The following is a 24958-nucleotide window of genomic DNA, read 5'->3' as shown; positions in this document are numbered from 1 at the left end:
AACCATGGCTAAAGTCATAGCTCAGATCACCGCCAGCCTGCCCAGGCTCATGGAGGTGGGCGAATATCGCAAGCTGCGCTACGCCGGCGGAAAGCCGAGCTTGCAGCAGCTCAAGAAATGGATTGATGAGGGAGAGTTGGCGGGGGAAGTCCGTGGCGGCATGTACTTCGTCGACCTTCAGACCGCCGTGATCGGCTCGAATGATCCGCTCCTGGCTCAAATGCTGGATATTTGAAATGGCACCACGACCGCGTAGCCCGAAGAACAGAACGCTCCCGCCCAACCTGTACCCAAACGGGAAGTACTGGCGGTACAAGAACCCGATCACCGGGAAGATGACCAGCATCAACAAGCCGTATGAGGAGGCAGTGCGCCTGGCCAAGGCTGCCAACGCCAAGCTGGCCTTCCTAATGACCGACAACGGCGAAATGCTGGCAACCATCACAGGCGAGCGCCTACCGACTATCGGCGCCCTGATCGATCGCTTCGAAACCGAATGGCTGCCCGAGCGCGGCTATGCGCGTTCGTCCCTCGACGAGATCGGCTACAAGCTCAAGCGCTACCGGGTGGATATCGGGCACCTGCTGGTGGGGCAGTTCGACGTTCTTGCCGCCGCCGAGTACCTCGACCAGTTCAGCAACAATGCCTACACGAAGCACCGTAGCCTACTAGTCAGCATACTGACCTTCGCGATCGCCAAGGGCATGGTGGAGCGCAACGCCGCCGACATGACGCTGCTCAAGAAGGAAGCTAAGAAGAAGCGCCAGCGCCACACGCTGGAGGGTGTCCAGAAGATCCTCAATGCCGATACCACGCCAAGCTGGCTCAAGCGCGCCATCAGGCTGGGCCTGACCAGCTTGCAGCGACGTGAAGATATCGTGACCTGGAAGAAGTCGGCGGTCGACCTGATCAAGAACACCATCAGGGTATCGCCAGGCAAGACCGACAACTACGACACGCCGATCCACCTGCAGATCGTCATGGGCAAGGCTCTGCGCGAGACAGTGAACGAGTGCTTCCGGTCGCCGATCATTTCGCCACTCCTCATCCATTACCGTCCGAAGGCGCGCCGCCAGGATCAGATCGAGGCGAAAGAGCACTGGACGGCGGTCACCCCGGATTACCTGTCGAAGAGCTTCAGGAAGGCCAGGGATGCAGCGAAGGCCTACGACCACCTCGACCTTGAGGAACGCCCAACTTTCCACGAGATTCGGGCCTTGGGCGCCTGGCTGTATGAGCAGCAGAATTTTTCAACTGAGTACGTCCAGTTGCTGATGGGGCACGCCACTGCCGAAATGACAGAGCGGTATCAAGACGGGCACGCACCGAAGGGAATCCAGTACGTCGAAGTGAAAGCTGACCTGGCCATCTGACGAGCGGTAAGCGCCAGCCCAGACCAAATAGAGGTGGGTGGTTTTGCTGTACGGGACACCCACATCGGTTACACAAAAGTTCACTCACATAGGTGACAACACCTTGAGTGTTACATAACCATCGGTGGCATCCCGCACATCGACTCTGCCAAGGATGATGGGACCGAAAATAACATCCCAGACGCCATCCCCAACCTGCTCCAGGCCAATGGTCTGGTGCTTGAGCACATACCCTACGTAGATCCTCAAGCCCCGGCGGTTGATGATGCCGCAGCTATCAGCCGGCAAGCTCTCGATATGACTGGGATAGGCCATCTCGGGGAGCTTTTCAGGGAACTGGCGTGGCGAGGGCTGGTAGCAAGACGCCGGTGTTTTCTGGTTCAGTGCCTCATGCAAGCGCTCGTGATTGTAGTGCTGCCGGAAACGATCAAAGTGCCGTTGTTGAGCCTCCCAGGCCACTGCCGGCGGTGATGGGAGCGTGCTTTTTAGCGTCCGATGCATGCGTTCGTGGCGGCCATTTTGTTCAGGCCGACCAGGCGCAATGCGCTCGGGAATAATGCCTAGACGCAGCCACCAGATCGACAGCTGAGAAAGTCCCGCACGCCCCTTACTGGCAAACGGCACACCGTTATCGGTACGAATCCGCTCAGGCAAACCATTCTCTCGGAACACTTGGGTGAAAACGGCCTGGGTTTCCAGCAGGTTGGTATTGGGCATGCTGTGGCAGGCGAGCAGGAAACGACTGGCGTGATCCATGATCGTCAGCGGATAGCACCAGACGCCTGCACCTGTCAGAAATTGACCTTTGTAGTCCGCACTGAACAGCTGGTTAGGCGACTCTGCCTTCTCCAGTGGCTTGGGATAGATCGCTACCCGCTGACGTAAGCGGCGTGGTTTGACCAACTCGGCCTTCTTGAGGATGTTGTAGATCGCTGTCTTCGAGGGCGGTGCCTGATCAGGGAAACGCTCCTGCAGCGCCGCCTGAATCTTTTTCGGACCCGGTTCCGTTTCGCCTCGACTGCGCAATTCGATGATGGCTTCGCGAACTGCAGCGGGTACGACCCAGTCCTGGGTCAGCCGGCGGCGGCTGCGCTCTTCCAGCCCCGAAGGCCCCTCTTTCTCATATCGCTCGACCCATTTGTAGCCGGTCTTTCGGCTGATCTCGTAGGCCTGGCACAGGGCGCTGAAGCTGGGCGGCCCCTGCAGGTAATCCGCAATGAAAAGCATTTTAAGGTCCATAGGTTTCAGCTCTCGCCAAGGCATGGTCAGATCCTCGAAAACCGACCCTGCCAGTTAAAGACTGTTACCTATGTGCGTGAACTGATTTGTAACCCATGTGGGTGAGTCATACCTTGCAAAAGTTTTGCAAAAGTTTTGCAAAAACAAAAAAGGGCGACCCTCTCGGATCGCCCTTCAAGTGCCCGGAAACCGGGGCTTTTGTTTGGTAGGCACAATTGGACTCGAACCAACGACCCCCACCATGTCAAGGTGGTGCTCTAACCAACTGAGCTATGTGCCTGTCGTGTGGGGCGCATTCTACGCGATCCAGATACCCTGTCAACTGTTTTTTTCACGCTAAGCTACTGAATCTTAAACTATTTATAGAAAGGCCGAGCTTCAGGGGGGGCGTAAAGGATTTTCACCGGACGACTAGCGGGTGTTTATTATTATTGATAGCATCGGTACATTCGTTAAAAATATAAAACACGAGGTTCCTCGAGCATGGCTAACACCCCCTACCCCCAGTCCTACTACGCCGCCTCGGCCAACCCGGTGCCGCCACGTCCGGCGCTGCAGGGTGAGGTGGAAACCGATGTGTGCATCATCGGTGCCGGCTACACCGGCCTGTCCAGCGCCCTGTTCCTGCTGGAGAACGGCTTCAAGGTGAGCATCGTCGAGGCCGCCAAGGTCGGTTTCGGCGCCTCGGGCCGCAACGGTGGCCAGATCGTCAACAGCTATAGCCGCGACATCGATGTCATCGAGCGCACCGTCGGCCCCAAGCAGGCGCAACTGCTCGGCCAGATGGCCTTCGAGGGCGGGCGTATCATCCGTGAGCGCGTGGCCAAGTATGACATCCAGTGCGACCTGAAGGACGGCGGCGTGTTCGCCGCGCTGACCAGCAAGCAGATGGGCCACCTGGAATCGCAAAAACGCCTGTGGGAACGCTTTGGCCATACTCAGCTGGAGCTGATGGACCAGAAGCGTATCCGCGAAGTGGTGGCCTGCGACAACTATATTGGCGGCATGCTCGACATGAGTGGCGGCCATATCCACCCGCTGAACCTGGCCCTGGGCGAAGCCGCCGCGGTCGAGTCGCTGGGTGGCATCATCTATGAGCAAACCCCGGCCGTGCGCATCGAACGTGGCGCCAACCCTGTCGTACACACCCCGCAGGGCAAAGTGCGAGCCAAGTTCATCATCGTCGCCGGCAATGCCTACCTGGGCAACCTGGTACCGGAGCTGGCTGCCAAGTCGATGCCCTGCGGCACCCAGGTGATCACCACCGAGCCGCTGGGCGAGGAACTGGCCCGCACCTTGCTGCCGCAAGACTACTGCGTCGAGGACTGCAACTACCTGCTCGACTACTACCGCCTGACCAGCGACAAGCGCCTTATCTTCGGCGGCGGCGTGGTATACGGTGCGCGCGACCCGGCAAACATCGAGGCAATCATCCGTCCGAAGATGCTCAAGGCTTTCCCGCAGCTCAAGAATGTCAAGATTGACTACGCCTGGACCGGCAACTTCCTGCTGACCCTGTCGCGCCTGCCCCAGGTCGGCCGCATCGGTGACAACATCTACTACTCGCAGGGTTGCTCGGGCCACGGCGTGACCTACACCCACCTGGCGGGCAAAGTGCTGGCCGAAGCCCTGCGCGGCCAGGCCGAGCGCTTCGACGCGTTCGCCGGCCTGCCGCACTACCCGTTCCCGGGTGGCCAGATGCTCCGTGTGCCGTTCAGCGCCATCGGCGCCTGGTACTACAGCCTGCGCGATCGCCTGGGCTTCTGATGTAAAGCCATCGCGGGGCAAGCCCGCTCCCACAAGGCCAATCTTGTGGGAGCGGGCTTGCCCCGCGATCATTTCAGCCTCAGCGTCCGAGGCTGGTGACAGCCTGCCTCGCCGCGATCTCCTGCCCCGAACGGGCCAGTTCATCCGCCGCCTGCAACCAGCGCTGGCGATCCACCTGGGCCGGCAATTGCTGTGGTGATTGCAGCAACACCGCCCAGTTACCCTCCTTGGCCCACGCCGACTCGAAATCATCGAAGGCCATCAACTGGCGCCGATGCATGCCCGAGCGCAGCAATACCCGCTGTTTGTAGCGGTCATAGCCGATCAGCACCGCATAGCGCGGCTCGCTCCACCACGCCGAACCTTCCTGATAACGCAGCAACACCGGGTAGCCCGCCGCCACCTGGGCAAGCAAGGCATCCAGATGTTTGTCCAGCGGGTAGACGACCCGGCCGTATTCACGGGCAACCCGAGGAATGCCGGTTTCCAGGGACTCGGCGCCGGCAGGCAGGCCCAGCGACTTGTCGAGCAGGCCCGGCGTGATCGGCGCGCCCTGCTGCGACAACACGGCGGCCAGGGCCATCGAGCCACTGTGGTTGGCGTTGCCGCCGTAGAAGGGAACCCTGCTGATCTCGACCCGCTGCGGCAGGCCCTTGAGCGCGGCCGGTGGCGCGCTGGCACAACCCGACAACGTGGCCGCCACCAGGCAGGCGGCCAACAGGCGACGTGGGCCCAGGGCCCGGGACGTGATGAGTTTTTGCAACATGGACACTCGCATGATCCAGCGCCAGGCAGGCGGTGCCCGGCCATGAGTGCCGATCATAGGGCGCGGGCGGCTTTGGGTATAGCCCGACGCGGGCTTGGAACGAAACGGCCCGAGCACGTGGGTTTGTATGAAAAGTAGCCGAGCGGCGATCAGGCAAGGCCAAAACAGGCGAGGAACGACCGGGGTCGCGCCCGACTTGACTGGTTGTCAATGAGCATTCCGACCGGGCTGGCGCACCAGACTGTTTTCTACGCAGCATGATCGTCGCGCAGGCACTTTTCGTACAAAGCCTAGACCTTCGGTCAATGGAACGTCACAGGTAACAGGCTAGACTAAAGCAGTGTCTGGATGGCGGGCCTGGCTCGCCAGAGAGAAGGAGGCACACATGAGCCTGACAATGGCAATTCTAATGCTGGTTGGCATGTGGCTGAGCGTCGCAGCCGCCATGCTCTGGGGCGTACTGCGCATCGTGCGCCGCCATGCGCACCCACATCACCTACCCCCTCAAGCCCTGGTCAAACCACAACCTGTGCGCCGTGCGCGTCGGCATGCCGGGGCGCATTGAGCTGAAGCTTTCCTGAAACGCATCGCGGGGCCAGCCCGCCGCCACAAGCTACATGTCTTGTGGCGGCGGGCTGGCCCCGCGATGGTTCACGCCAGGTCAGCCCTCGGTCGCCTCACGTTTCAAGCGCGCCCGGCGGGCCATGATGTTGAGGATCTCGATCGCGGTCGAGAACGCCATGGCAGCGTATACGTAGCCTTTCGGCACATGGGCGCCGAAGCCTTCGGCGATCAGGGTCATGCCGATCATGATCAGGAAGCCCAGGGCCAGCATCACCACGGTCGGGTTGTCGTTGATGAACTTGGCCAGCGGGTCGGCGGCCACCAGCATCACGATCACGGCACTGATCACGGCGATGATCATGATCGGCAGGTGCTCGGTCATGCCCACGGCGGTAATGATGCTGTCGATCGAGAAGACGATGTCCAGCAGCAGGATCTGGAAGATCGCCGCGGTGAAGCCGATAGTCACGACGTTGCCGGCCTTGGACTCTTCCTTGGCGCCATGAGGGTCGACACTTTCATGGATCTCCTTGGTCGCCTTCCACAGCAGGAACAGGCCACCGGCAATGAGGATCATGTCCTTCCACGAGAACGTGTGGCCGAAGACTTCGATCACCGGCTCGGTCAGCTGGACAATCCAGGCCACCGTACTGAGCAGCGCCAGGCGCATGACCAGAGCCATGCTGATACCGATGCGCCGCGCCTTGGAACGATAGGCCTCGGGCAGCTTGTTGGTAAGGATGGAGATGAAGATCAGGTTGTCGATGCCGAGCACGACCTCCATGGCCACCAGGGTGGCAAGCGCTACCCAGGCGGTGGGGCTTGCGGCGAGTTCCAGCAAATATTCCATTGGTCAGTCCTGCTCTCAGATGTCCTGGGTGTCTTTCTTGTCGTCTTCGGTCTTGGCTTTCCCGCCATCGCCACCGATGGCGTCGCTCAAGGCCTGCTGGGCGGCGTCATTGGTCTTGTCGATGGCCTGCTTGGCCGATTCGGCGGCCTGGTCAAGCATCTGCTGGGCGGATTTTTCGGCCTGGTCGCAGCCAGACATGGCGAACAGGGCCAGGGCCAGCACCAGCGGTGTGCCAATGGATTTGAGTTGTAGCATGAGGTCCTCGCTTGTCGAATTCCGGGCGGCGCTTCATGCGCCTGATGGGGTGGCATTCTAGTGGGGCTGAAACATCCGGAAAATTCGTATTTTCAGCGTATATACTTCGGTTTTCCCGAATCGAGAAACGTATGCTCAACTATCGCCAGCTTCACTATTTCTGGGCGGTGGCCAAGACCGGCAGCATCGCCCGCGCCAGCGAACAGCTCAACCTCACCCCGCAGACCATCAGCGGCCAGATCAGCCTGTTCGAGCAGACCTGGAACCTGGAGCTGTTCCAGCGCGTCGGGCGCCAGCTGGAACTGACCGAGACCGGGCGACAGGCCCTGGCCTACGCCGAGCAGATGTTCCAGATCGGCGGCGAACTGGAGGCCATGCTGCGGGCCGGACCGCAGGAGCAGATCCTGTTTCGCGTGGGCGTGGCCGATGTGGTGCCCAAGTCCATCGTCTACCGCCTGCTGGCGCCAACCATGGAATTGGACGAGGTACTGCGTATCAACTGCCGCGAGGACAAGCTCGAGCGCCTGCTGGCGGACTTGGCAATCCAGCGCCTGGACCTGGTGATCTCCGACAGCCCCATGCCCAGCCACCTGGACATCAAGGGCTACAGCCAGAAGCTCGGCGAGTGCGGCCTGAGCTTCTTCGCTACACCGGCATTGGCCGAGCGCCTGGTTCGGCCCTTCCCCGCCTGCCTGGACGATGCGCCACTGTTGATCCCGGGCCAGGAAACCGTGCTGCGCAGCCGGCTGCTACGCTGGCTGGCCGAGCAGCAGGTACAACCGCGAATCGTCGGCGAGTTCGACGACAGCGCACTCATGCAAGCCTTCGGTCAATCGGGCAGCGGCATTTTCGTCGCCCCCAGCGTCATCGCCGAAGAGGTCTGCCGCCAGTACGGCGTGCGCCTGATCGGCCAGACCGAGGCGGTGAACGAGTCGTTCTACGCCATTTCGGTGGAGCGCAAGGTCAAGCACCCGGGGATCCTGGCGATCACCGAGGGCGCGCGGCGCGAGCTGTTTCACTGGTAGGACCGTGCCTACAGGCGCCAGCGTGGTCTGTGGTAAAGTCGCGCGCTTTCACGTAACTGGATTGCGCTGCACATGACCCCCATCCTCCGCCTCATCAACCGCACCGGCCTGGTGACGCAGATCTGCATCGGCCTGGTGGCCGGCATCGCCCTGGCCCTGCTCGCCCCCGACGTGGCCCGCGACCTGGGGTTCCTCGGCAAGGTCTTCGTCAGCGCCTTGAAGGCCGTGGCGCCGATCCTGGTGTTCATTTTGGTGATGGCCTCGATCGCCAACCACCGCCATGGCCAGGAAACCCACATCCGCCCGATCCTCTGGCTGTACCTGCTGGGCACCTTCGCCGCCGCGGTGGTGGCCGTGGTGGCCAGCATGCTGTTCCCCTCGAACCTGGTGCTGAGCACCGGCGAGGCCACGCTGAGCGCCCCCGGCGGCATCACCGAGGTGATGCAGAACCTGTTGCTCAGCGCCGTGGACAACCCGGTCAACGCATTGCTCAAAGCCAACTTCATCGGCGTGCTGACCTGGGCCATCGGCCTGGGCGTGGCCCTGCGCCATGCCGGTGACACCACCCGCACCGTGGTCGAGGACCTGTCCAACGGCGTGACCCTGATCGTGCGCATGGTGATCCGCTTCGCCCCGCTGGGCATCTTCGGCCTGGTCAGCGCCACCCTGGCGCAGTCGGGGCTGGACGCACTGCTCGGCTACCTGCACCTGCTGGCCGTGCTGATGGGCTGCATGCTGTTCGTGGCCCTGGTGATGAACCCGTTGATCGTTTACTGGAAGATCCGCCGCAATCCCTATCCACTGACCTTGCTGTGCCTGCGCGAAAGCGGCATTACCGCGTTCTTCACCCGCAGCTCGGCGGCCAACATCCCGGTCAACCTGGCGCTGTCGGAGAAGCTTGGCCTGCACGAAGACACCTATTCGGTGTCGATCCCGCTGGGCGCGACCATCAACATGGCCGGCGCGGCAATCACTATTACCGTGCTGACCCTGGCCGCCGTGCACACCCTGGGCATCCCGGTCGACCTGCCGACCGCGGTGCTGCTCAGCGTGGTGGCGGCGGTCTGCGCTTGCGGCGCCTCGGGCGTGGCCGGTGGCTCGCTGCTGCTGATCCCGCTGGCCTGCAGCCTGTTCGGCGTGCCCAGCGAGATCGCCATGCAGGTGGTGGCGGTCGGTTTCATCATCGGCGTACTGCAGGACTCGGCCGAGACTGCTCTGAACTCCTCGACCGACGTGCTGTTCACCGCCGCGGCCTGCCAGGCCATGGAGCGGCCCAGCAGCTGAAACCCCGGCCGTGCCAGCTCCAACGCCACAGGGGAGCTGGCTTGGCCGGCGACGCCAGCAGTGATTGCTTAAGCCCGGCGCTTTACCTAGGCTAGTGGCCTTTTCCTCGCAATGAGACAGGGCCATGTCAGAACACGAAAGCACCCGCGAAGGCCGTTTCAACAGCATCGAGATCCGCGTGCTCGGCTCACTGATCGAGAAACAGGCCACCAGCCCGGAAACCTACCCCCTGACCCTCAATGCCCTGGTCCTGGCCTGCAACCAGAAGACCAGCCGCGAACCGGTGATGAACCTCTCCCCCGGCCAGGTCGGCCAGGCCCTGCGCGCCCTGGAGAACCAGGGGATGGCTCGCCTGCAGATGGGCAGCCGCGCCGACCGTTGGGAACAGCGGGTGGATAAAGGCCTGGAGCTGGTACCGGCGCAGCTGGTGCTGATGGGCCTGATGTTCCTGCGTGGCCCGCAGACCCTCAGCGAACTGCTGACGCGCAGCAACCGCCTGCATGAGTTCGAGGATGTCGATCAGGTCCAGCACCAGCTCGAGCGCCTGGTCTCGCGGGGCCTGGCCTTGCACCTGCCGCGCCAGGCCGGCCAGCGCGAAGACCGCTACACCCACGCCCTGGGCGACCCGGCCGAGATCGAGGCGATCCTCGCTGCCCGCCAGCAGGAAGGCGGCACGCGCGCCAGCGCGGCGGACGAGCGCATCGAGGCGCTGGAAGCACGGGTCGCTGCGCTGGAGGCGCGCCTGGCCCAGCTCGAAGGTTGACTCAGGGCTTTTCGGCGTCGGGGAAGTTACGGCAACTCTTGCGTTCGGCCAGCTCCCGCTCACTGGGGCGCTGGTCGACGAACACGGTGCGGCCGTCGGCGTAGATTTCCAGGTAGCCCCAGTGCAGGTCTTGCTCGGTCTGCCCGGGCTTGGGCGGGACGAGCCACCAGGGTTCGCGGCTGATCAGGGTCATGGCGGGCTCCAGCGAATGTCTGGGGTAACTATAGAAGACAGACGGGCCCGACTAACCAGGCGGGGATTGTTCCGCAAAGAGCAATTATGAAGTGCCGAGAGCACCGATTCTCCCCACCTGCCGAACGGACTAATCTCGATCCTGCAAACCAAGCCCACCGACCTTGAGGATTGACCACGATGTCCCGCCCACCACTGCCCCCCTTCACCCGTGAAACCGCCATCGAGAAAGTCCGCCTTGCCGAAGACGGCTGGAACAGCCGCGACGCCGCCAAAGTGGCCCTGGCTTACACGACCGACACCCACTGGCGCAATCGCGCCGAGTTCTGCAGCAGCCGCGAAGAGGCCCAGGCCTTCCTCACCCGCAAGTGGAACCGCGAGCTCGAATACCGCCTGATCAAGGAGCTCTGGGCCTTCACCGACAACCGCATCGCCGTGCGCTACGCCTATGAGTACCGCGACGACAGCGGCCAGTGGTACCGCGCCTACGGCAACGAGAACTGGGAGTTCGCCGAGGACGGCCTGATGCGCAATCGCCACGCCAGCATCAACGAACAACCCATCAGCGAAGCCGAGCGCAAGTTCCGCTGGCCCCTGGGGCGCCGTCCGGACGATCACCCGGGCCTGAGCGACTTCGGCTTCTGAAGACCGACACCGGATCAGCGGGGCCGCTCGACGGCCCCGTTTCAGGTTTGGGAAACGGACTACGCGGCCTGGGGAAACAGTGAGCGCAGCGCTGTGCCAGACTTTGCGGCGAATCCACTTCAGGACAGCCCGATGACCCTCCTTGATGCCTTTTTACAGCGTCGACGCTATGATGCCTCCCATGTGCGCAAGCGGTTTCACATTGCGCGGAGGTGTCCAGCGATGGCAGCAAAAGCGAAGAAGGTCTCCGAACGGGACCTCGATACCCTTGAACAACAGATTCCCCTGCACGCCAGCGAGGCTACGCATTCGGCCTACCTGCGTGCCCTGCAGGCCAGCCAGCGCGGCGTGCTGTGTGTCGATGACGGTGAACTGGTGCGCGTCGGTGCCGATGGTGCCCGGACCGTGCTGGGCCAAGCCAGCCCCCGGCGCAAGGTCCGGGTCGGCGAAATAATCAGTGTACGCAGGGTCGATGACCAGACGGCCGGCGGGCGTGCCTAGGCTGCGTGTTTTTGCGGGCCCCAACGGCTCGGGCAAGAGCACCATCAAGGCAAGCCTGCCTGCGGCGTTGACACGCCTTTTCGTCAATGCCGACGAACTCGAGCAAGAGGCAAAGGACAGCGGCTTCATCGACCTCGCCCCGTTTGGTATTCAGGCCACTCAGGCCGAACTGCTGACGTTCCATCTCGATCATCATCTGATTGCCTCCCGGCAACTGGCCATGCACGCCCGGCAACTGCAAGTGCTCGACAACCGGATCGACTACCGTGCAGTGCCAGTGGACTCGTACTTCGCCTCGGTGATCGCCGACTTCATTCGCCAGCGCCTGCTGGAGGCGAAGCAGAGTTTCACCTTCGAAAGCGTCATGTCTCACCCGAGCAAGATCGAATTCATGCGCCTGGCACAAACCCAGGGCTATCGCACCTACCTCTATTTCGTCTCGACCGAAAACCCGCGGATCAATATCGAGCGGGTCGCCATTCGCGTGCGCGCGGGCGGCCATCCCGTCAGGGACGATCTGGTGCGCAGCCGCTACGAGCGCTCCCTCGACCTGCTCCCGGAGGCCATCGCCGCCAGCCATCGTGCCTATGTGTTCGACAACTCCGGGCAGAGCGCGGTGTGGCTGGCGGAAATCACCGATGGCGTGCAACTGGAGTACCGCAACGAAGATATACCCGACTGGTTTTTCGAAGCCTACGTGGATGAAGTGGAGCAGCCAGCAGAGACCTAGGTTGAGATAGAGCCCCGCGACATCTGCCCACAGTTTGGCGATACTGCGCAGCCCTCATCCATGAAAAGGACTTCGCTGATGAAGCGACTGCTTACCCTCGCCCTCCTCACCCTGGCCATCGCCGGCTGCGACAAGGCCGAACAGACCGCTGCAGTGTCTGGCCAATGCGCCAAGGACACCGACTGCAAAGGTGAGCGCATCTGTGAAAGTGGACAGTGCATCAACCCCCAGCCGCAACCCGCGCTGCTGGCCAAACCGGCCAGCGCGCCACTGGCGCCGAGCATCGCCTACGAGCCGCTGCCAGTCGGCGACGAAGGCGCCGGGCCGTTCACCGTGCAAGGCATGGAACTGGGCACCGCGCTGAACTACCAGTCCCGGGCGGGCGTGACGAACGTCATGGAGGCCGTCGTCGCCGATGCCGAAAGCACCGGCTACGTTGCCATCGAAAAGGCCTATACGTTCGGCCCCAACCGCTATGTACTCGTTGTGTCCACGGGCGAAGGCGGCAATGCCTGCCCGGCGTCCACCTATGTCTTCAGCTTCGACACCGCCAGCGAGCATGTGGACGGCAAGGCGGAGGTGGACGGCTGTTCGGAAATGGTCGAAAGCATGGCCGAGGGCAACAAGCTGACCATCAAGAAGGACGGCGCCGCGACCGTGGTGTACAACGGCCAGGTGAAGTGATCAAGGGCGATCAGGTGGCCCGGCTCGCGCCAGGCGCAACGCACTGAAGTCGTTGATGATTCCGCCATGGGCCCGGCAGAACTTTTTCCGTTTTGCCGGTCTATTGGGTGAGTGCGCCACGCGGCTGTCCTGGCATCCGCTGGCCACACGCTCAATTGCCCACAGAGGTTGTCTTCACTGATGAAAATCCCTGCCCCATGCATGCTGCTCGTTGGCCTGTTCGCACTCGCGGCCGCAGGCTTGGCATCCGCCGCACCGATGAAGACTGTTGTACCTTCCGCCCTGGTCCTCGACGCGGCGAGCCATCCCGCAGCCGAACACCCCTGGCCCAGCCTGGCAAGCGCGCCATCGGCAGCGCTGCTGGCCCATGACGACCGCTACCGCCACGACGAGCGCTGGCATGACCACCGCGACGACTGGCGCCGAGAGCAGTGGCGCCGCGAACAATGGCGCCGGGAGCAGCACCGCCGGGCAATGGAGCGGCAACGCTACTGGGACCGCCACCATGATCGCGCCCTGCACCATCGCTATGACGACGAGCGTCGTTACTATCGCCGCTGATCAGCACCCCGTGTATTCAGCTCCGCGCTGAAGCTCCACTGGGGGCTGGAGTCCACCGCAACGCTTCGCTGGAATATCTTGAAAAATCGTGCAGGCCCGACCTGTTGAATGGCAATCTAGGGCGCGCAGCAAACCCTCTTCAGGATATTCGACGGAGTCATGCACTCATGGCAGCAATGGATCGCGTTTTTCATGACCTTCACCGGCAAGGGCTGTTGCTGCTGGCCAATGTGGCGGACGCCGGCGGTGCACGCCTGGTCGAGCGCCAGGGCAGCAAGGCAGTTGCCACCAGCAGCGCCGCCGTGGCCTGGTCCCATGGTTACCAGGATGGTGACAAGCTGCCCTTGGCGCTGCTGGCCGGCACCGTCGAGTCGATGGCAAGGGTACTCAACGTGCCGCTGACCGTTGATATAGAAGGCGGCTACTCGGACGCTCCCGAACAGGTCGCCAAGGTCGTCGAGACCGTCATCGCCGCCGGCGCGGTGGGCATCAACATCGAGGACGGCACCCAACCCCCGGAACAGCTCCTGCGCAAGCTCGACGCCGCCAGAAACGCCGCCAGCCAGCGCGGGGTCGACCTGTTCATCAACGTGCGCAGCGATGTCTACCTGAAGCACCTGCTGCCCGCCGAGCAACGCCTCGAAGAGCTCCTGCGTCGCGCCACGCAGTATGCCGCCGGTGGCGCAAACGGGCTGTTCGCCGCCGGCGTGGTCGAGCCCGGCGAGATCGCCACGCTGTGCCGGGAGGTGACGTTGCCGGTCAACCTACTCTGGCGCGCAGGCTTGCCCAGCTCTGCCGAATTGCAACGGCTTGGCGTTCGCCGCCTGAGCGCCGGTTCGAGCATCGCCGAGTTTCTCTACGGTGCCATGAGCGGCCTGACCCAGCGCTTCCTGGAAAACGGACAGCTCGACACCAGCGGGTTGAAGGCCCACAGCTATGCAGAACTCAACGCACTGATGGCCACCAAGGCTGATAACACCTGAACGAAGCAAAGGCTGCACGTGCAGAAGCTGAGGCTGCACGTGCAAACCTTCGCGGCTCCACGCGCCGGGTCGCAACACATGAACGTCATACCGGTAGTGCCCCGCCCCCGACCCTGTGTATGCTGCTCGGGCGCGGCAAGCGGCCCACGGCGGCTTGCAGGACATCGCGCGGCCGCCCTGCGTGATCGGACCATGACCGGGCTACCCGTATCGGACACCCCCGCCCTATGCCCGTCGACCTGCAAGCGCTCTACCCCAGGCTGATCCACCTGATGCTGGACACCGTGTTCGTGGTCGACCGGGACGACACCATCGTGTTCGTGAGCGATGCCTGCGAGGCCTTGCTCGGCTACCGCGCCGACGAGCTCACCGGCACCCCGATCACCCGCTACATGCACCCGGATGACCTGGAGGCCACCCGCGCCTCGATCGTGCGGGTGATGAACGGCAACGCCCACTGTGACTTTCGCAACCGCTATGTGCGCAAGGATGGCGAGATCGTGCACATTCTCTGGGCGGCCTCCTGGTCCGATGAAGTAGGCGCGCGGATCGGTGTGGCCCGCAACGTCACCGCCCTCACCCAGGCCGAGCAGGAACTACGCTTCCTCGCCCATCACGACCCGCTGACCAAATTGACCAACCGCTCGCTGTTCAACGACCGCCTCGCCGCGGCCCTGCGCATGGCTCGCCAGCAGCGCCGGCGGCTGGCCTTGCTGTTTCTCGACGTCAATGATTTCAAGGGCATCAACGATGTGCATGGCCACGCCGCTGGCGACCGCGTGCTGTGCACCATCGCCCGCCGGCTGCAGGACAGCGTGCAGGCGGCGGACACGGTGGCGCGGATCGGCGGCGACGAGTTCATCGTGCTGCTGACTGACGTGCCCTCGGAGGATGCCGTGTACGAGATGGTCGAGCAGATCGCCAAGGTCATGGAGCAACCGCTCGGCGCCGAGTTCGGCGAGGTCCTGATGCCTTCCTGCAGCATCGGCGTGGCCTGCTACCCCAGCGATGGCGAGGATGCCGACACCTTGCTCAGCCACGCCGATGGCCAGATGTATCTCAAGAAACGGCGGCGCGTACGCGTAGGGTGAGCCGACCTCATCGCGGGGCAAGCCCACTCCCACGCGTTCGGGTAATGGTCCAAGCGATTGCTCAGCCCTTCCAGGCCTCCACGACCACCCGCGTGGCTGCCGCGATCGTCTCGCTGTTCCATGGCGCATCCGCCTTGGTTCCACGGCTGAACACCACCACGATCCACGGCGCCCGGCCTTTGGGCCAGATGACCGCGACATCGTTGGCCACGCCGTAGTCACCCGACCCGGTCTTGTCACCCACCACCCAATCCTTCGGCACACCGGCGCGGATGCGGGCATCGCCCGTGGTGTTGCCCTTGAGCCAATCCTGCAGCTGTTGGCGCTCGGCAGCAGCCAGGCCGTCGCCCAGCAACAGACGCTGCAGGGTCACCCCCATGGCCAGGGGTGTGGTGGTGTCACGCGGATCGCCCGGCAAGGCGGTGTTGAGGGTCGGTTCGTTGCGGTCGAGGCGGAACGTCGGGTCACCCAGGCTGCGGGTAAACGCCGTAAGACCCGACGGGCCACCAACCAGCTCAAGCAAGAGGTTGCCGGCAGTGTTGTCGCTGTACTGCACCGCGGCGGCGCAGAGCCCGGCGACGGTCATGCCGGCGCCCACGTGCTTTTCGGTGACCGGGGAATACACCACCAGCTGTTCGGCGCCGTAGGCGATACGCCGCTCCAGCAATCCCGGCTCGGCCTGGCTGCGGTGCAGGATGGCGCCGGCGAGGATGGCCTTGAAGGTGCTGCAGAACGCGAAGCGCTCCTCGGCGCGCCAGGCGAGTTGCTGGCCGCTGCCGGTGTCCAGGGCCCACAGGCCGATCGTGCTGCCGGTTGTGGCCTCCAGTTGCTGCAATGCTTTGCGCAGCGGGTCATCCGCCCAGGTTGGCAGGGCCAGCAGGGCCGAGCAGCCGAGCGCGCCCTGGAGCACGCGACGGCGGCTGAGGGTGGGAGTCATGCGGGTATTCCTTACGGCAATGAGCAAAACGCGAAGGCTAGAACGTTTTAGCATGCGCGCCAAGCAGAGGATGTGCCCAGGGCGGCCAGCGGGGCGCATGACACGTGCTTCTCCCGGGACCGTGCCAGGACAATTCTTTTCGCGCCACCGCCCTGGCCACCCTTGCGCTGACTGGCAAAAGGCACGAAAGTAACCGGGTATTCCCGCAAAGAAACGGAGATTCGCCTTGACTACCGATCGCCTGAGCCTGCTCGAGTACGAGAAGCTCAGCATGAAGCCCGCCGCAGCCGAGCAGTTTGGTCGCTCGTTGGAGGAGCTTAAACAGCTGACACTCCTCGACAGCTACGCCTCTCGCGCAGCCCACTACCTCGGCGACATGGCCGAAGCGGAGAACAGCCAGCAACTGGCGGTCGCCAAGGACCAGGGCATCGGTTTCACCGAGGGCCTGCTCACCGCTGCGGCAATCGAACACGCACTGGCGAAAAGACTGATCGAGGTCTTCAATAACGCCAGCGAACGCGCCCAAAAGCTGTTGCCTCAGTAATGCCTTCTAGAGCCCGGCCACATGCCGGGCTCTGCCCTGCCCCGACCCTGTCCTACCAGCTTCTGCGTCTCGCCTGGCATAGCCCAAGGAGTCCACATGCCCCTGGTACGCATCGACATCAAGCGCCACCCCGACCCGACCCACCTGCGCACGCTTGGCCAGATCGTCTACGCCTGCCTGCGGCGCACGATCAATGTCCCCGAGCACGACAACTTCCAGGTCCTGACCGAGCACGACGGTGATCGCCTGGTGTTCGACCCGCAGTACCTTGGCATTAAGCGCTCCGACGGCCAGGTGTTCATCCAGATCACCCTCAGCGAAGGCCGCACCCTGGAGCAGAAGAAAGCGCTGTACCAGGCGATCGCCGAAGGTTTCGAACGCGAGGCCGGGGTCCGCCCACAGGACGTGTTCATCAACCTGGTCGAAGTGCGCAAGGAGAACTGGTCGTTCGGCAACGGTATCGCCCAGTACGCGCTCTGAGGTAAAACGATCACCTGTCGCAGAGGACCTGCGTCCACCCCGGCATGACACGCACTCATTCAAGGAAGAAAAGAGATTGAAAACAGTTTTCGGCGCACTATTGTGGGCTTGCCTGACGACGCTTGCCTTTGCCGATGAGAACGCCATCGGCTTCCAATCCTCCACACTGCAGGATTCGCACACTGGCCGCCCACTGCAGATGGTGGTCTGGTACCCGACCGCAGCGACCACCACCGCGCAACTGATCGCCGACAATGCGTGCAAGCCTGGCGCACAGTCATTGCTCGAAGCGCAAGTGCCCGGCGATGGCATCTTTTGCCTGGACGGCGATAACGGCCGCGCCCGCGAGGTGATCCAGCAGCAGGTCACTTCACTGATAACAGCATTTCTCGCCCAGCCAGCCGGCAGAACAACAGGCAGTCTTTGAACTTGCGGTATTGACCGCGAGCTCACGCCCGCTCAATACCGACAACTGTCGTCATCGCGGTGGTTGCCTGTGTTGCCGCTGACCGCACGCCCTGCCCGAAGCAGCGACGATTGGTATACCGTTGCCGCGCCGAAACAATGTTCAACCCCTCCCCTGATTGATGGAGCACACGCGATGGCCAACGCGCCGTTCTTTCCCCTGCAGCCCCTGGCGGACGAACTGCTGCCCTGCCTGCCCGTTGCCAGCACCGACGGCTCCCACGACCTAGCCCATGTGCAGCGGGTGTGGAGCAACGTCCGGCGCATCCAGGCCAAGGAAGGTGGCGACCTTGAACTGCTGCTCGCCGCCACTGTGCTGCACGATTGCGTGGCGGTGGAGAAGAACTCGCCTCTGCGCAGCCAGGCCTCGACACTGTCGGCCGAACGGGCCGCCGCGATCCTCACTGACATGGGCTGGCCATCGGCACGCGTCGAACAAGCGGCCCATGCTGTGCAGACCCACAGTTTCTCGGCGGGCATCGCGCCGCTGAGCCTGGAGGCGAAGATCCTCCAGGACAGCGACCGCCTCGATGCCCTCGGCGCGGTGGGCGTCGCCCGTTGTTTTTATGTCGCAGGCCGCATGGGCTCGTCACTGTACGACTTCGAAAACCCCACCGCCGAAGGGCGAGACCACCAGGACAACCGGTACGCCATCGAGCATTTCCACACCAAGCTGCTCAAGCTCGCCTCGGGGTTCCAGACAACCGCGGGGGCTCGCCTGGCCATGCTGCGGCATGAACGGCTGACGTCGTTCCTGGACGACTTCATGGATGAGATCGGCGTGGCCTGAGCTCGTCTCAGGTCGCCGGCACCTGCAAGCCGGTCTTCACATTGCTCATCGACACCAGCGTCTTGAAGCGCTTCACATTGTTGCTCTGGAAGAACAGCTCCCGCGTCAACTGGGTGTACTGCGCCATGTCCCGCACCAGCATGATCAACACGAAGTCGCATGCTCCCGCCACGTAGTAGCACTGCTGCACCTGCGGGCAGGCCATGAAGGTGCGCTTCATGGCGTCGAGCAGGTCGAGCCGCTCGTTCTCCACCTCCACTTCGGTGATCACCGTCAGCGTGTAACCCAGCGCCAGCGGATCGACCTGGGCCACGGTGCGCTGAATCACGCCGTCTTGGGTGAGTTTTTTCAGCCGGCGGTTAACCGCAGCCGACGACAGGTTCACCTGCACGCCTAGGTCGATCTGGGAAGTGCTGGCATCACGCTGCACGGCGTCGAGCAGTGCGCGGTCGAAGGGGTCAAGGCTCATGTAGGTGGGGTCCTGGCAGGCGTATGCACCCGTAATGAAATTACGCTTTTGGCCTGAAAATCAATCTTTCAGTTCAGCACAAGCAAATATCATTTCGCCCACACCGCTTGAACGAGGCCCTGGAGAAACGCATGATCAAACTGCACCTGAACGGCCCGAAACTGCTGGAACAGATCCGTGCACTGGGCGAGATCGGCGCCGATGCGCAGAATGGAGGCCGCACGCGCATCGCCCTCACCGACGCCGACAAGGCCGGCCGCGACCAACTGGTTGCCTGGATGCGCGAGCTCGAACTGGAAGTCGCTATCGATCGCATCGGCAATATCTTCGGCACGCTGCGCGCCCTCGGCGATGCCGCACCGCTGATGATCGGTTCGCATATCGACAGCGTTACCAATGCCGGCGCCCTGGACGGCTGCTATGGCGTACTGGCCGGGCTGGCGGTACAGCGGGCCTACCGCGAGGCCGGCGTGACGCCCGCACGCTCGATTACCGTGGCGGCCTTCAGCAACGAGGAAGGCGTGCGCTACCAGCCGGACATGATGGGCTCGCTGGTGCATGCCGGCGGGCTCGCGCTGCAGGCGGCGCTGGATACTCTCGGCACCGATGGCACCCGCCTGGGTGACGAGCTGCAACGCATCGGCTACGCCGGCGATATGGAACCTGGCACGATCATGCCCCACGAGTACCTCGAGCTGCATATCGAACAGGGGCCGCTACTGGAAGCCGAGCAAACGCAGATCGGGGTGGTCGAAGACCTGCAAGGGATCTCCTGGCAGCAGGTGACGGTAACAGGCAACGCCAACCACGCCGGCACCACCCCGACCCGCTTGCGCCACGACGCAGGCTTCGTCGCCTGCGCCGCGGTCACCGAGCTGCGGCGCCTGGCCCGGGATAGCGGCACGACACTGGCCACCACCGGCTGCATGCGTTTCGAGCCCGACGTGATCAACGTGATCCCACGCCGCGCCACCTTTACTGTCGACCTGCGCGACCCGGATGAACAGCGCCTGCAACAGGCCGAGGCGCAGCTGGCGCGGATACTCCGGGCGCTTGCCGAAGCCGAAGGGGTCACCCTCGAAACCGAACAGTTGGTGCGTTTCCAGCCGGTGACATTCGACGCCACGCTGGCCAACACCATCGAGGCCAGCGCCCGGCGCCTGGGCCTGAGCCATCGGCGCATGACCTCAGGCGCCGGGCACGACGCGCAGATGATCGCGCGCATTGCCCCGGCGGCGATGATCTTCGTGCCCAGCCAGGGCGGTATCAGCCACAACCCCCGCGAGCATACCGACGACGCCCAGTTGCTCGACGGCGCGCGAGTGTTGCTGGACGTGGTCACCACACGACTGAACCCCACACGCTGATCCCGCCCTGTTGCTTTGCCTATTGGAGAATCACATGCTATTCGCCAACCCCAACGCCACCCGCACGCCCTACCCTCGCGCCCTGCAAGCCCTGATGAACATCCGCCAGGCAAACGAGAGCCGCCAATGGCTGGCGCACTGGCCGCAACTGCGTGCCACGGGCACGCCACTCTACGACCTGCCGGACCTGGCCGCCGAACTGGGTGTCGGCCAGGTGCGGGTCAAGGACGAATCGGTGCGCTCACCCCTGGGCAGTTTCAAGGCATTGGGGGCGCCCATCGCCCTGGTGCGCCTGATCCTGCGCACCTTCCCCGGGCACGGTTTCACCGCCGCCGACCTGTTCGCCGGGCGGCACGCCAGCCAGCTGGCCGGTTTCAGCGTAGTCAGCGCCACCGACGGCAACCATGGTCGCGCCCTGGCCGCCGCCGCGCAAAGCGTGGGATGTCGCTGCGTCATCGTCCTGCACGCCCACGTCAGCATGGAGCGCGAACAGGCCATTGCCGCCTACGGCGCGCAGATCGTACGGGTCGAGGGCAACTACGACGCCTCGGTGGCGCACGCCGCGGGCTTGGCCCAGGCCCACGGCTGGCAGGTCGTTTCAGACACGTCCTACGATGGCTACGAACAGATTCCCGGCGATGTGATGCAGGGTTACGGAACCCTCGCCGCCGAACTGGTCGAGGCCAGAGGACAAGACCCGGCCTTCACCCATGTGTTCCTGCAAGGAGGCGTGGGTGGCTTGGCGGCGGGCATCGTCAGCTACCTGTGGGAGCTGATGGGTGAGCAGCGTCCGACCTTCATCGTGGTCGAACCCGAGCAGGCCGACTGCCTGCTGCAAAGCGCCATGGCTGGCCAGCCCCGTGCCGCCAGCGGCTCGGTGGACTCGTTGATGGCCGGGCTGGCCTGCGGGGAAACCTCACCACTGGCATGGCGGTTCCTGCAGCCGAGCGTCGATTTCTTCATGACCCTGGGTGACTGCGATGCCATCGCGGCGATGCGCCGTCTGGCGCAAGGCAGTGCCCGGGACATTCCGTTGCTGGCGGGTGAGTCGGCGGTGGCCGGGCTGGCAGGGTTGGCGCGGTTGATGGCGGTGCCTGCGCTGGCGGCCCGGGTGGGCCTCGGGCGCGCTTCGAGGGTGTTGCTGATCAGCACCGAAGGGGCCACCGCGCCAGCCCTGTATACCGAGTTGGTGGGTGAAACGCCGGCATCGGTGCTGGCACGGCAGCAGGCGTGGGATTGAGTACCCCGAACATGCAAGCGTCAGATCCATGAAAGCCGACGGGCGTCTGGGGTTATCATGCCGACACGCTGAACCGCCCCAGGACATGGAGTCACCATGAACATCGAAAAGCTGCAGAACCGCCTGGACTTCCTGCGCCAGGCCGAACAACTCAAGAGCGTGCTGCGCAGCGCCCATACCTCCAGCGGCCGTGCCGAAAGCACCGCCGAGCACACCTGGCGGCTGTGCCTGATGGCCATCACCTTCGCCGACGAACTGGGCGACCTCGACCTGCTCAAGGTCCTGAAGATGTGCCTGGTCCACGACCTCGGCGAGGCCATCAGCGGCGACGTGCCCGCTGTCAGCAAGCAGGGTTTCCCCGACAAGAGCCAGCAGGAGCGCGACGACCTGCTGCAACTGATGGCGAGCCTGGATGCGCCTCTGCGCGAGGAGATCATGGGGCTGTGGGAAGACTATGAAGCCGCGACGTCCGCCGAGGCCCAGGCGGTCAAGGCCCTGGACAAACTGGAGACCCTGTTGCAGCACAACCAGGGCCGCAACCCTCCGGGCTTCGACTACGCCTTCAACCTCAACTACGGCAAGCGCTACACCGCCGCCACTCCGCTGTTCGAGGCCCTGCGCGGCCTGATCGACGCCGACACGCGCAGACACCTGGACAATGGCATCGCCCTGCGCGACGAACGCCCCGAAGACATCGACGCCATCGGCCAATTGACCGAAGCCGCCTTCGCCGACGCCGAGCACAGCAGCCACACCGAGCAGTTCATCGTCACGGCGTTGCGTCGGGCGGGGCAGCTCACTGTCTCGCTGGTGGCAGTGGAAGCCGGCACCGTCGTCGGCCATGTGGCGATTTCCCCGGTCACCCTGGCGTCGGGCGCCAGCGGCTGGTTCGGCCTCGGGCCGGTGTCGGTGTCGCCGGCGCGCCAGGGGCAAGGCATAGGCTCGGCGCTGATCAATGCCGCGCTGGCCCGGCTGCATGGGCTTGCCGGCCAGGGCTGCGTGGTGCTGGGCGACCCGCGCTACTATGCCCGCTTCGGCTTCAAGGCCCAGCCGGGCCTGACCTTGCCAGGGGTGCCTGCCGAGTACTTCCAGGCCCTGGCCTTCAGCGGTGATGTGCCGAAGGGCAGTGTGCAGTACGCCACGGCGTTCGAGGCAACCTCCAACGCGTAAAGCATGGTCGCTGCAGGCGCGGGGCAAGCCGGCGCCTGCAGGTAACGCATCATCACAAGAGTCGACGCGGGCAGATGTGCTCCACAGCCAGCGACCATCGTCTACCTGAACGTTTTCCACCGCGTCTTTCCTCCGCACCAGGTTTTCCGATGCAAGCACTCCTGCAAGAGATCCTCGACCACGTCCGCCCCCTGCTCGTCCAGGGCCAGGTGGCGCAGTACATTCCCGCCCTCGCCCAGGTCGACCCCAACCAGCTGGGCATCGCCGTGCAGAGCCTGGACGGCCAGTTGCACTGCGCCGGGGATGCGCGCACGCCGTTCTCGATCCAGAGCATCTCCAAAGTGTTCAGCCTGGTGCAGGCGATCAATCACAGCGGCGAGGACATCTGGTCGCGGCTGGGCTACGAACCTTCGGGGCAGGCGTTCAACTCGCTGGTGCAGCTGGAGGTGGAAAAGGGCCGCCCGCGCAACCCGTTCATCAATGCCGGGGCGCTGGTGATCTGCGACATCAACCAATCGCGCTATGCCACACCGACCCTGTCGATGCGCGACTTCGTCCGCCGCCTGGCGGCCAACCCGCGTATCGTCAGCGACACGGTGGTGGCCGAGTCGGAGTACCAGCACCGCGCACGCAATGCGGCCATGGCCTACCTGATGCAGGCCTTCGGCAACTTCCACAACGATGTCGACGCGGTGCTGCGCAGCTACTTCCATCACTGCGCGCTGTCGATGAGCTGCGCCGACGTCGCCCGTGGCTTCGCCTTCCTGGCCAACAGCGGCTACTGCCCGCACAGCGGCGAGCAGGTGCTCAGCCCACGCCAGGCGCAGCAGGTGAACGCGATCATGGCCACTAGCGGGCTGTATGACGAGGCCGGCAATTTCGCCTACCGGGTCGGCCTGCCGGGCAAGAGCGGCGTGGGCGGCGGCATCGTCGCGGTGGTGCCGGGGCGCTACAGCATCTGCGTGTGGTCGCCTGCGCTGAACGCCTCGGGCAACTCGCTGGCGGGGTTGCGGGTTCTGGAGCTGTTGAGCGAACGGATTACCGGGTCGGTGTTTTCGGCGGTCTGAGCGAGGGCGTTGCAGGCAAGGGCCTGGTTGCACACATGACCTGCGATGACGTCATGCCTAGGGCTCGCCCCGCCCAGCGCTTGTTCGTACAAAGCCTAGAGTTCAATGTCCACAAACAGATCGTTAGACCGAGGAAAGACAGCGTTAAACCGCCAGCTGGGCGGCTTGTTTCGCCACTCTCCAGGCCAATGGCCCTTGCCATAATTGAAAATGATGTCTGGACAGTTGTTTCTGCTCAGCAACAAAGCAATCAGATCAAAGTCAGGGTGTTTATGCTTCGCGCCACTCGTGCTGATCAAGAATCGCCGACAGTTGATCCTGTCCAGCAAATCCCGATCTGTGTTGCGCTTGCTGCCATGGTGGGAAACCTTCAAAAGATCAATGGGTCTGATATCGGGCAGATGCATCTTGAGACCGCTGGTGACCACTGAAGCTAACGCATCGGCCGCCAGCAATACCCGCTTGTTGTCGAAGGTCAGAAGCAAAGCAATGCTACTTCGATTGGGCGTCGATCCATCAGCGGTGAACCCCCCGATGCGGTAGTCACGATAGTCATTCAGCGGCCAGCGATCATTCGGGCCTAAACTATCACCGTGCACTACGCCTTCATCGGGCGGCGGTGATTGAGGGTTCGTCCATACTCTGGCGAGCGCTTTCAAACCTGGCTCATCGGGAGAAAGCACACGCACTTCAAGCCCTCCTGGCAGGGTTACTGGCAAGACGCCCTGGTGGATCGCCCCTCCTTCGCCACCCGCCCTGTCATTTGGGAAAGATGCATTCCAGGGTAATCCAAGGGATCGAATCAACCTGCTCAACTTATCGCCCTGCGCAGGGCCAAGTTTGTCCGCGGGCTGCAGGTGCTCGTAACCGTTGAACCAGACATCACCGATCTCAAGCCAGGACGGTTTCTGCTGCAACAGTTCGATCACGCCTTCGATGTGGTCAAGGTCATAATGCGTGACAACCAGTGCCTCAAGGCGAAGCCGGCCATTCACACCTTCTTCCCCAAGTACCTTGTTCAGCACCTTCTGCAAGGTTTTAGAGGGATTTGCCGGACCACCGTCCACGAGAAGATGACGGACATGGCCATCGCTCGTGTAGCTGACCAGCAGCGAATCACCGTGGTCAACCTGTATAGACCTGACTCTGAACATGC

Annotated in this window: 30 protein-coding genes, 1 tRNA gene and 1 pseudogene; 23 read left to right on the top strand and 9 right to left on the bottom strand. The window is 63.4% G+C overall.

Translation table 11 applies throughout. The features are described from left to right. Window positions 1-4: 4 nt before the first annotated feature. Complete coding sequence (locus OH705_RS10755; protein ID WP_267302150.1) at window positions 5-235, top strand: hypothetical protein; 231 nt, start codon at window positions 5-7, stop codon at window positions 233-235. Then, window positions 201-1373: a tyrosine-type recombinase/integrase gene (locus tag OH705_RS10750; RefSeq protein WP_323873489.1), complete on the top strand. Its 1173-nt coding sequence runs from the start codon at window positions 201-203 to the stop codon at window positions 1371-1373. The genes OH705_RS10755 and OH705_RS10750 overlap by 35 nt, the downstream gene beginning before the upstream one ends. Window positions 1374-1457: 84 nt before the next feature. On the opposite strand, the gene OH705_RS10745 is transcribed toward OH705_RS10750, so the two are convergent. Then, window positions 1458-2636: an IS481 family transposase gene (locus OH705_RS10745; RefSeq protein WP_267302148.1), complete on the bottom strand. Its 1179-nt coding sequence runs from the start codon at window positions 2634-2636 to the stop codon at window positions 1458-1460. 179 nt (window positions 2637-2815) lie between these two features. Beyond that, window positions 2816-2892, bottom strand: a tRNA-Val gene (locus OH705_RS10740). Between the two features lie 203 nt (window positions 2893-3095). Between OH705_RS10740 and OH705_RS10735 the strand changes: the two genes are divergently transcribed. Then, window positions 3096-4379 carry an NAD(P)/FAD-dependent oxidoreductase gene (locus OH705_RS10735; protein WP_094010468.1) on the top strand — a complete coding sequence of 428 codons (1284 nt, stop codon included), beginning with the start codon at window positions 3096-3098 and terminating at the stop codon, window positions 4377-4379. Window positions 4380-4458: 79 nt separating this feature from the next. On the opposite strand, the gene OH705_RS10730 is transcribed toward OH705_RS10735, so the two are convergent. Continuing rightward, on the bottom strand, window positions 4459-5202 hold the full coding sequence (locus OH705_RS10730; RefSeq protein WP_267302147.1) for a peptidase C39 family protein: 744 nt from the start codon (window positions 5200-5202) through the stop codon (window positions 4459-4461). A 328-nt stretch (window positions 5203-5530) separates the two neighbouring features. Between OH705_RS10730 and OH705_RS10725 the strand changes: the two genes are divergently transcribed. Further along, complete coding sequence (locus OH705_RS10725) at window positions 5531-5710, top strand: hypothetical protein (protein WP_081941225.1); 180 nt, start codon at window positions 5531-5533, stop codon at window positions 5708-5710. Between the two features lie 96 nt (window positions 5711-5806). Here the strand turns inward: OH705_RS10725 and OH705_RS10720 are convergent, their stop codons facing one another. Together OH705_RS10720 and OH705_RS10715 are read right to left on the bottom strand one after the other, a co-directional pair. Further along, the gene (locus OH705_RS10720; protein WP_038705807.1) at window positions 5807-6559 is read right to left on the bottom strand and encodes a TerC family protein; all 753 of its coding nucleotides are present in this window, start codon (window positions 6557-6559) and stop codon (window positions 5807-5809) included. Window positions 6560-6574: 15 nt separating this feature from the next. Next, window positions 6575-6814 (bottom strand): hypothetical protein, encoded by a 240-nt coding sequence (locus tag OH705_RS10715; RefSeq protein ID WP_023632245.1) that lies wholly within the window; start codon window positions 6812-6814, stop codon window positions 6575-6577. A 131-nt stretch (window positions 6815-6945) separates the two neighbouring features. Between OH705_RS10715 and nhaR the strand changes: the two genes are divergently transcribed. The 3 genes from nhaR to OH705_RS10700 all read left to right on the top strand — a co-directional run bounded on the left by nhaR (window position 6946) and on the right by OH705_RS10700 (window position 9886). Further along, window positions 6946-7839 carry a transcriptional activator NhaR gene (gene nhaR / locus OH705_RS10710; protein WP_023632244.1) on the top strand — a complete coding sequence of 298 codons (894 nt, stop codon included), beginning with the start codon at window positions 6946-6948 and terminating at the stop codon, window positions 7837-7839. Window positions 7840-7911: 72 nt separating this feature from the next. Further along, on the top strand, window positions 7912-9123 hold the full coding sequence (sstT, locus tag OH705_RS10705) for a serine/threonine transporter SstT (RefSeq protein ID WP_038705806.1): 1212 nt from the start codon (window positions 7912-7914) through the stop codon (window positions 9121-9123). Between the two features lie 124 nt (window positions 9124-9247). Next, window positions 9248-9886, top strand: coding sequence for a YceH family protein (locus tag OH705_RS10700; protein ID WP_038705805.1), 639 nt, complete (start codon window positions 9248-9250; stop codon window positions 9884-9886). Window position 9887: 1 nt separating this feature from the next. On the opposite strand, the gene OH705_RS10695 is transcribed toward OH705_RS10700, so the two are convergent. Continuing rightward, window positions 9888-10079, bottom strand: a complete 192-nt coding sequence (locus tag OH705_RS10695; protein ID WP_023631521.1) for a hypothetical protein — start codon at window positions 10077-10079, stop codon at window positions 9888-9890. Between the two features lie 179 nt (window positions 10080-10258). On the opposite strand from OH705_RS10695, the gene OH705_RS10690 reads away from it, so the two are divergent. The 7 genes from OH705_RS10690 to OH705_RS10660 all read left to right on the top strand — a co-directional run bounded on the left by OH705_RS10690 (window position 10259) and on the right by OH705_RS10660 (window position 15273). After that, complete coding sequence (locus tag OH705_RS10690) at window positions 10259-10723, top strand: DUF1348 family protein (RefSeq protein WP_046856235.1); 465 nt, start codon at window positions 10259-10261, stop codon at window positions 10721-10723. A gap of 222 nt (window positions 10724-10945) precedes the next feature. Then, the gene (locus OH705_RS10685) at window positions 10946-11224 is read left to right on the top strand and encodes a hypothetical protein (protein WP_023631519.1); all 279 of its coding nucleotides are present in this window, start codon (window positions 10946-10948) and stop codon (window positions 11222-11224) included. After that, window positions 11196-11954 (top strand): zeta toxin family protein, encoded by a 759-nt coding sequence (locus OH705_RS10680; RefSeq protein WP_031315647.1) that lies wholly within the window; start codon window positions 11196-11198, stop codon window positions 11952-11954. Before OH705_RS10685 ends, OH705_RS10680 begins: the two co-directional genes overlap by 29 nt. A gap of 78 nt (window positions 11955-12032) precedes the next feature. Beyond that, window positions 12033-12638 carry a hypothetical protein gene (locus OH705_RS10675; protein ID WP_267302146.1) on the top strand — a complete coding sequence of 202 codons (606 nt, stop codon included), beginning with the start codon at window positions 12033-12035 and terminating at the stop codon, window positions 12636-12638. 180 nt (window positions 12639-12818) lie between these two features. Beyond that, window positions 12819-13199: a hypothetical protein gene (locus OH705_RS10670; RefSeq protein ID WP_267302145.1), complete on the top strand. Its 381-nt coding sequence runs from the start codon at window positions 12819-12821 to the stop codon at window positions 13197-13199. A 167-nt stretch (window positions 13200-13366) separates the two neighbouring features. Next, entirely contained in the window at window positions 13367-14182 is an 816-nt protein-coding gene (locus OH705_RS10665) for an isocitrate lyase/PEP mutase family protein (RefSeq protein ID WP_038705803.1), read from the top strand. Window positions 14183-14409: 227 nt separating this feature from the next. Further along, window positions 14410-15273 (top strand): diguanylate cyclase domain-containing protein, encoded by an 864-nt coding sequence (locus OH705_RS10660; RefSeq protein ID WP_267302144.1) that lies wholly within the window; start codon window positions 14410-14412, stop codon window positions 15271-15273. Between the two features lie 61 nt (window positions 15274-15334). Here the strand turns inward: OH705_RS10660 and bla are convergent, their stop codons facing one another. After that, window positions 15335-16210 (bottom strand): class A beta-lactamase, encoded by an 876-nt coding sequence (bla, locus tag OH705_RS10655; RefSeq protein ID WP_081941224.1) that lies wholly within the window; start codon window positions 16208-16210, stop codon window positions 15335-15337. Window positions 16211-16436: 226 nt separating this feature from the next. Here bla and OH705_RS10650 point away from each other — a divergent pair, with 226 nt between their 5' ends. The 4 genes from OH705_RS10650 to OH705_RS10635 all read left to right on the top strand — a co-directional run bounded on the left by OH705_RS10650 (window position 16437) and on the right by OH705_RS10635 (window position 18489). Beyond that, the gene (locus tag OH705_RS10650) at window positions 16437-16754 is read left to right on the top strand and encodes a hypothetical protein (protein ID WP_160290865.1); all 318 of its coding nucleotides are present in this window, start codon (window positions 16437-16439) and stop codon (window positions 16752-16754) included. 96 nt (window positions 16755-16850) lie between these two features. Then, window positions 16851-17234 (top strand): tautomerase family protein, encoded by a 384-nt coding sequence (locus OH705_RS10645; protein WP_160290864.1) that lies wholly within the window; start codon window positions 16851-16853, stop codon window positions 17232-17234. A gap of 76 nt (window positions 17235-17310) precedes the next feature. Beyond that, window positions 17311-17661 carry a hypothetical protein gene (locus OH705_RS29270; protein ID WP_023632460.1) on the top strand — a complete coding sequence of 117 codons (351 nt, stop codon included), beginning with the start codon at window positions 17311-17313 and terminating at the stop codon, window positions 17659-17661. A gap of 174 nt (window positions 17662-17835) precedes the next feature. Beyond that, window positions 17836-18489: an HD domain-containing protein gene (locus tag OH705_RS10635; RefSeq protein WP_267302143.1), complete on the top strand. Its 654-nt coding sequence runs from the start codon at window positions 17836-17838 to the stop codon at window positions 18487-18489. A gap of 7 nt (window positions 18490-18496) precedes the next feature. Here the strand turns inward: OH705_RS10635 and OH705_RS10630 are convergent, their stop codons facing one another. After that, entirely contained in the window at window positions 18497-18958 is a 462-nt protein-coding gene (locus tag OH705_RS10630) for an Lrp/AsnC family transcriptional regulator (protein WP_023632458.1), read from the bottom strand. Window positions 18959-19089: 131 nt separating this feature from the next. Between OH705_RS10630 and OH705_RS10625 the strand changes: the two genes are divergently transcribed. The 5 genes and pseudogenes from OH705_RS10625 to glsB all read left to right on the top strand — a co-directional run bounded on the left by OH705_RS10625 (window position 19090) and on the right by glsB (window position 23802). Next, complete coding sequence (locus tag OH705_RS10625) at window positions 19090-20325, top strand: Zn-dependent hydrolase (RefSeq protein WP_267302142.1); 1236 nt, start codon at window positions 19090-19092, stop codon at window positions 20323-20325. A gap of 34 nt (window positions 20326-20359) precedes the next feature. Further along, a complete protein-coding gene (locus OH705_RS10620) occupies window positions 20360-21565 on the top strand; it encodes a diaminopropionate ammonia-lyase (RefSeq protein WP_267302141.1) in 1206 nt (401 codons plus the stop codon). Between the two features lie 96 nt (window positions 21566-21661). Then, window positions 21662-22219, top strand: a pseudogene (locus tag OH705_RS10615) (HD domain-containing protein); the annotation flags it as partial. A 9-nt stretch (window positions 22220-22228) separates the two neighbouring features. Continuing rightward, complete coding sequence (locus OH705_RS10610; RefSeq protein WP_267302231.1) at window positions 22229-22735, top strand: GNAT family N-acetyltransferase; 507 nt, start codon at window positions 22229-22231, stop codon at window positions 22733-22735. 149 nt (window positions 22736-22884) lie between these two features. Beyond that, entirely contained in the window at window positions 22885-23802 is a 918-nt protein-coding gene (gene glsB, locus OH705_RS10605; RefSeq protein WP_038705799.1) for a glutaminase B, read from the top strand. 95 nt (window positions 23803-23897) lie between these two features. On the opposite strand, the gene OH705_RS10600 is transcribed toward glsB, so the two are convergent. Continuing rightward, window positions 23898-24956 carry a ComEC/Rec2 family competence protein gene (locus tag OH705_RS10600; protein ID WP_416383574.1) on the bottom strand — a complete coding sequence of 353 codons (1059 nt, stop codon included), beginning with the start codon at window positions 24954-24956 and terminating at the stop codon, window positions 23898-23900. Window positions 24957-24958 lie beyond the last annotated feature (2 nt).

This window comes from Pseudomonas sp. BJa3 (genome assembly GCF_026343815.1).
Classification (GTDB): domain Bacteria; phylum Pseudomonadota; class Gammaproteobacteria; order Pseudomonadales; family Pseudomonadaceae; genus Aquipseudomonas; species Aquipseudomonas soli.
The sequence above is the reverse complement of the archived record's forward strand: the minus strand, read 5'-3'. Positions and strand labels throughout refer to the sequence as shown.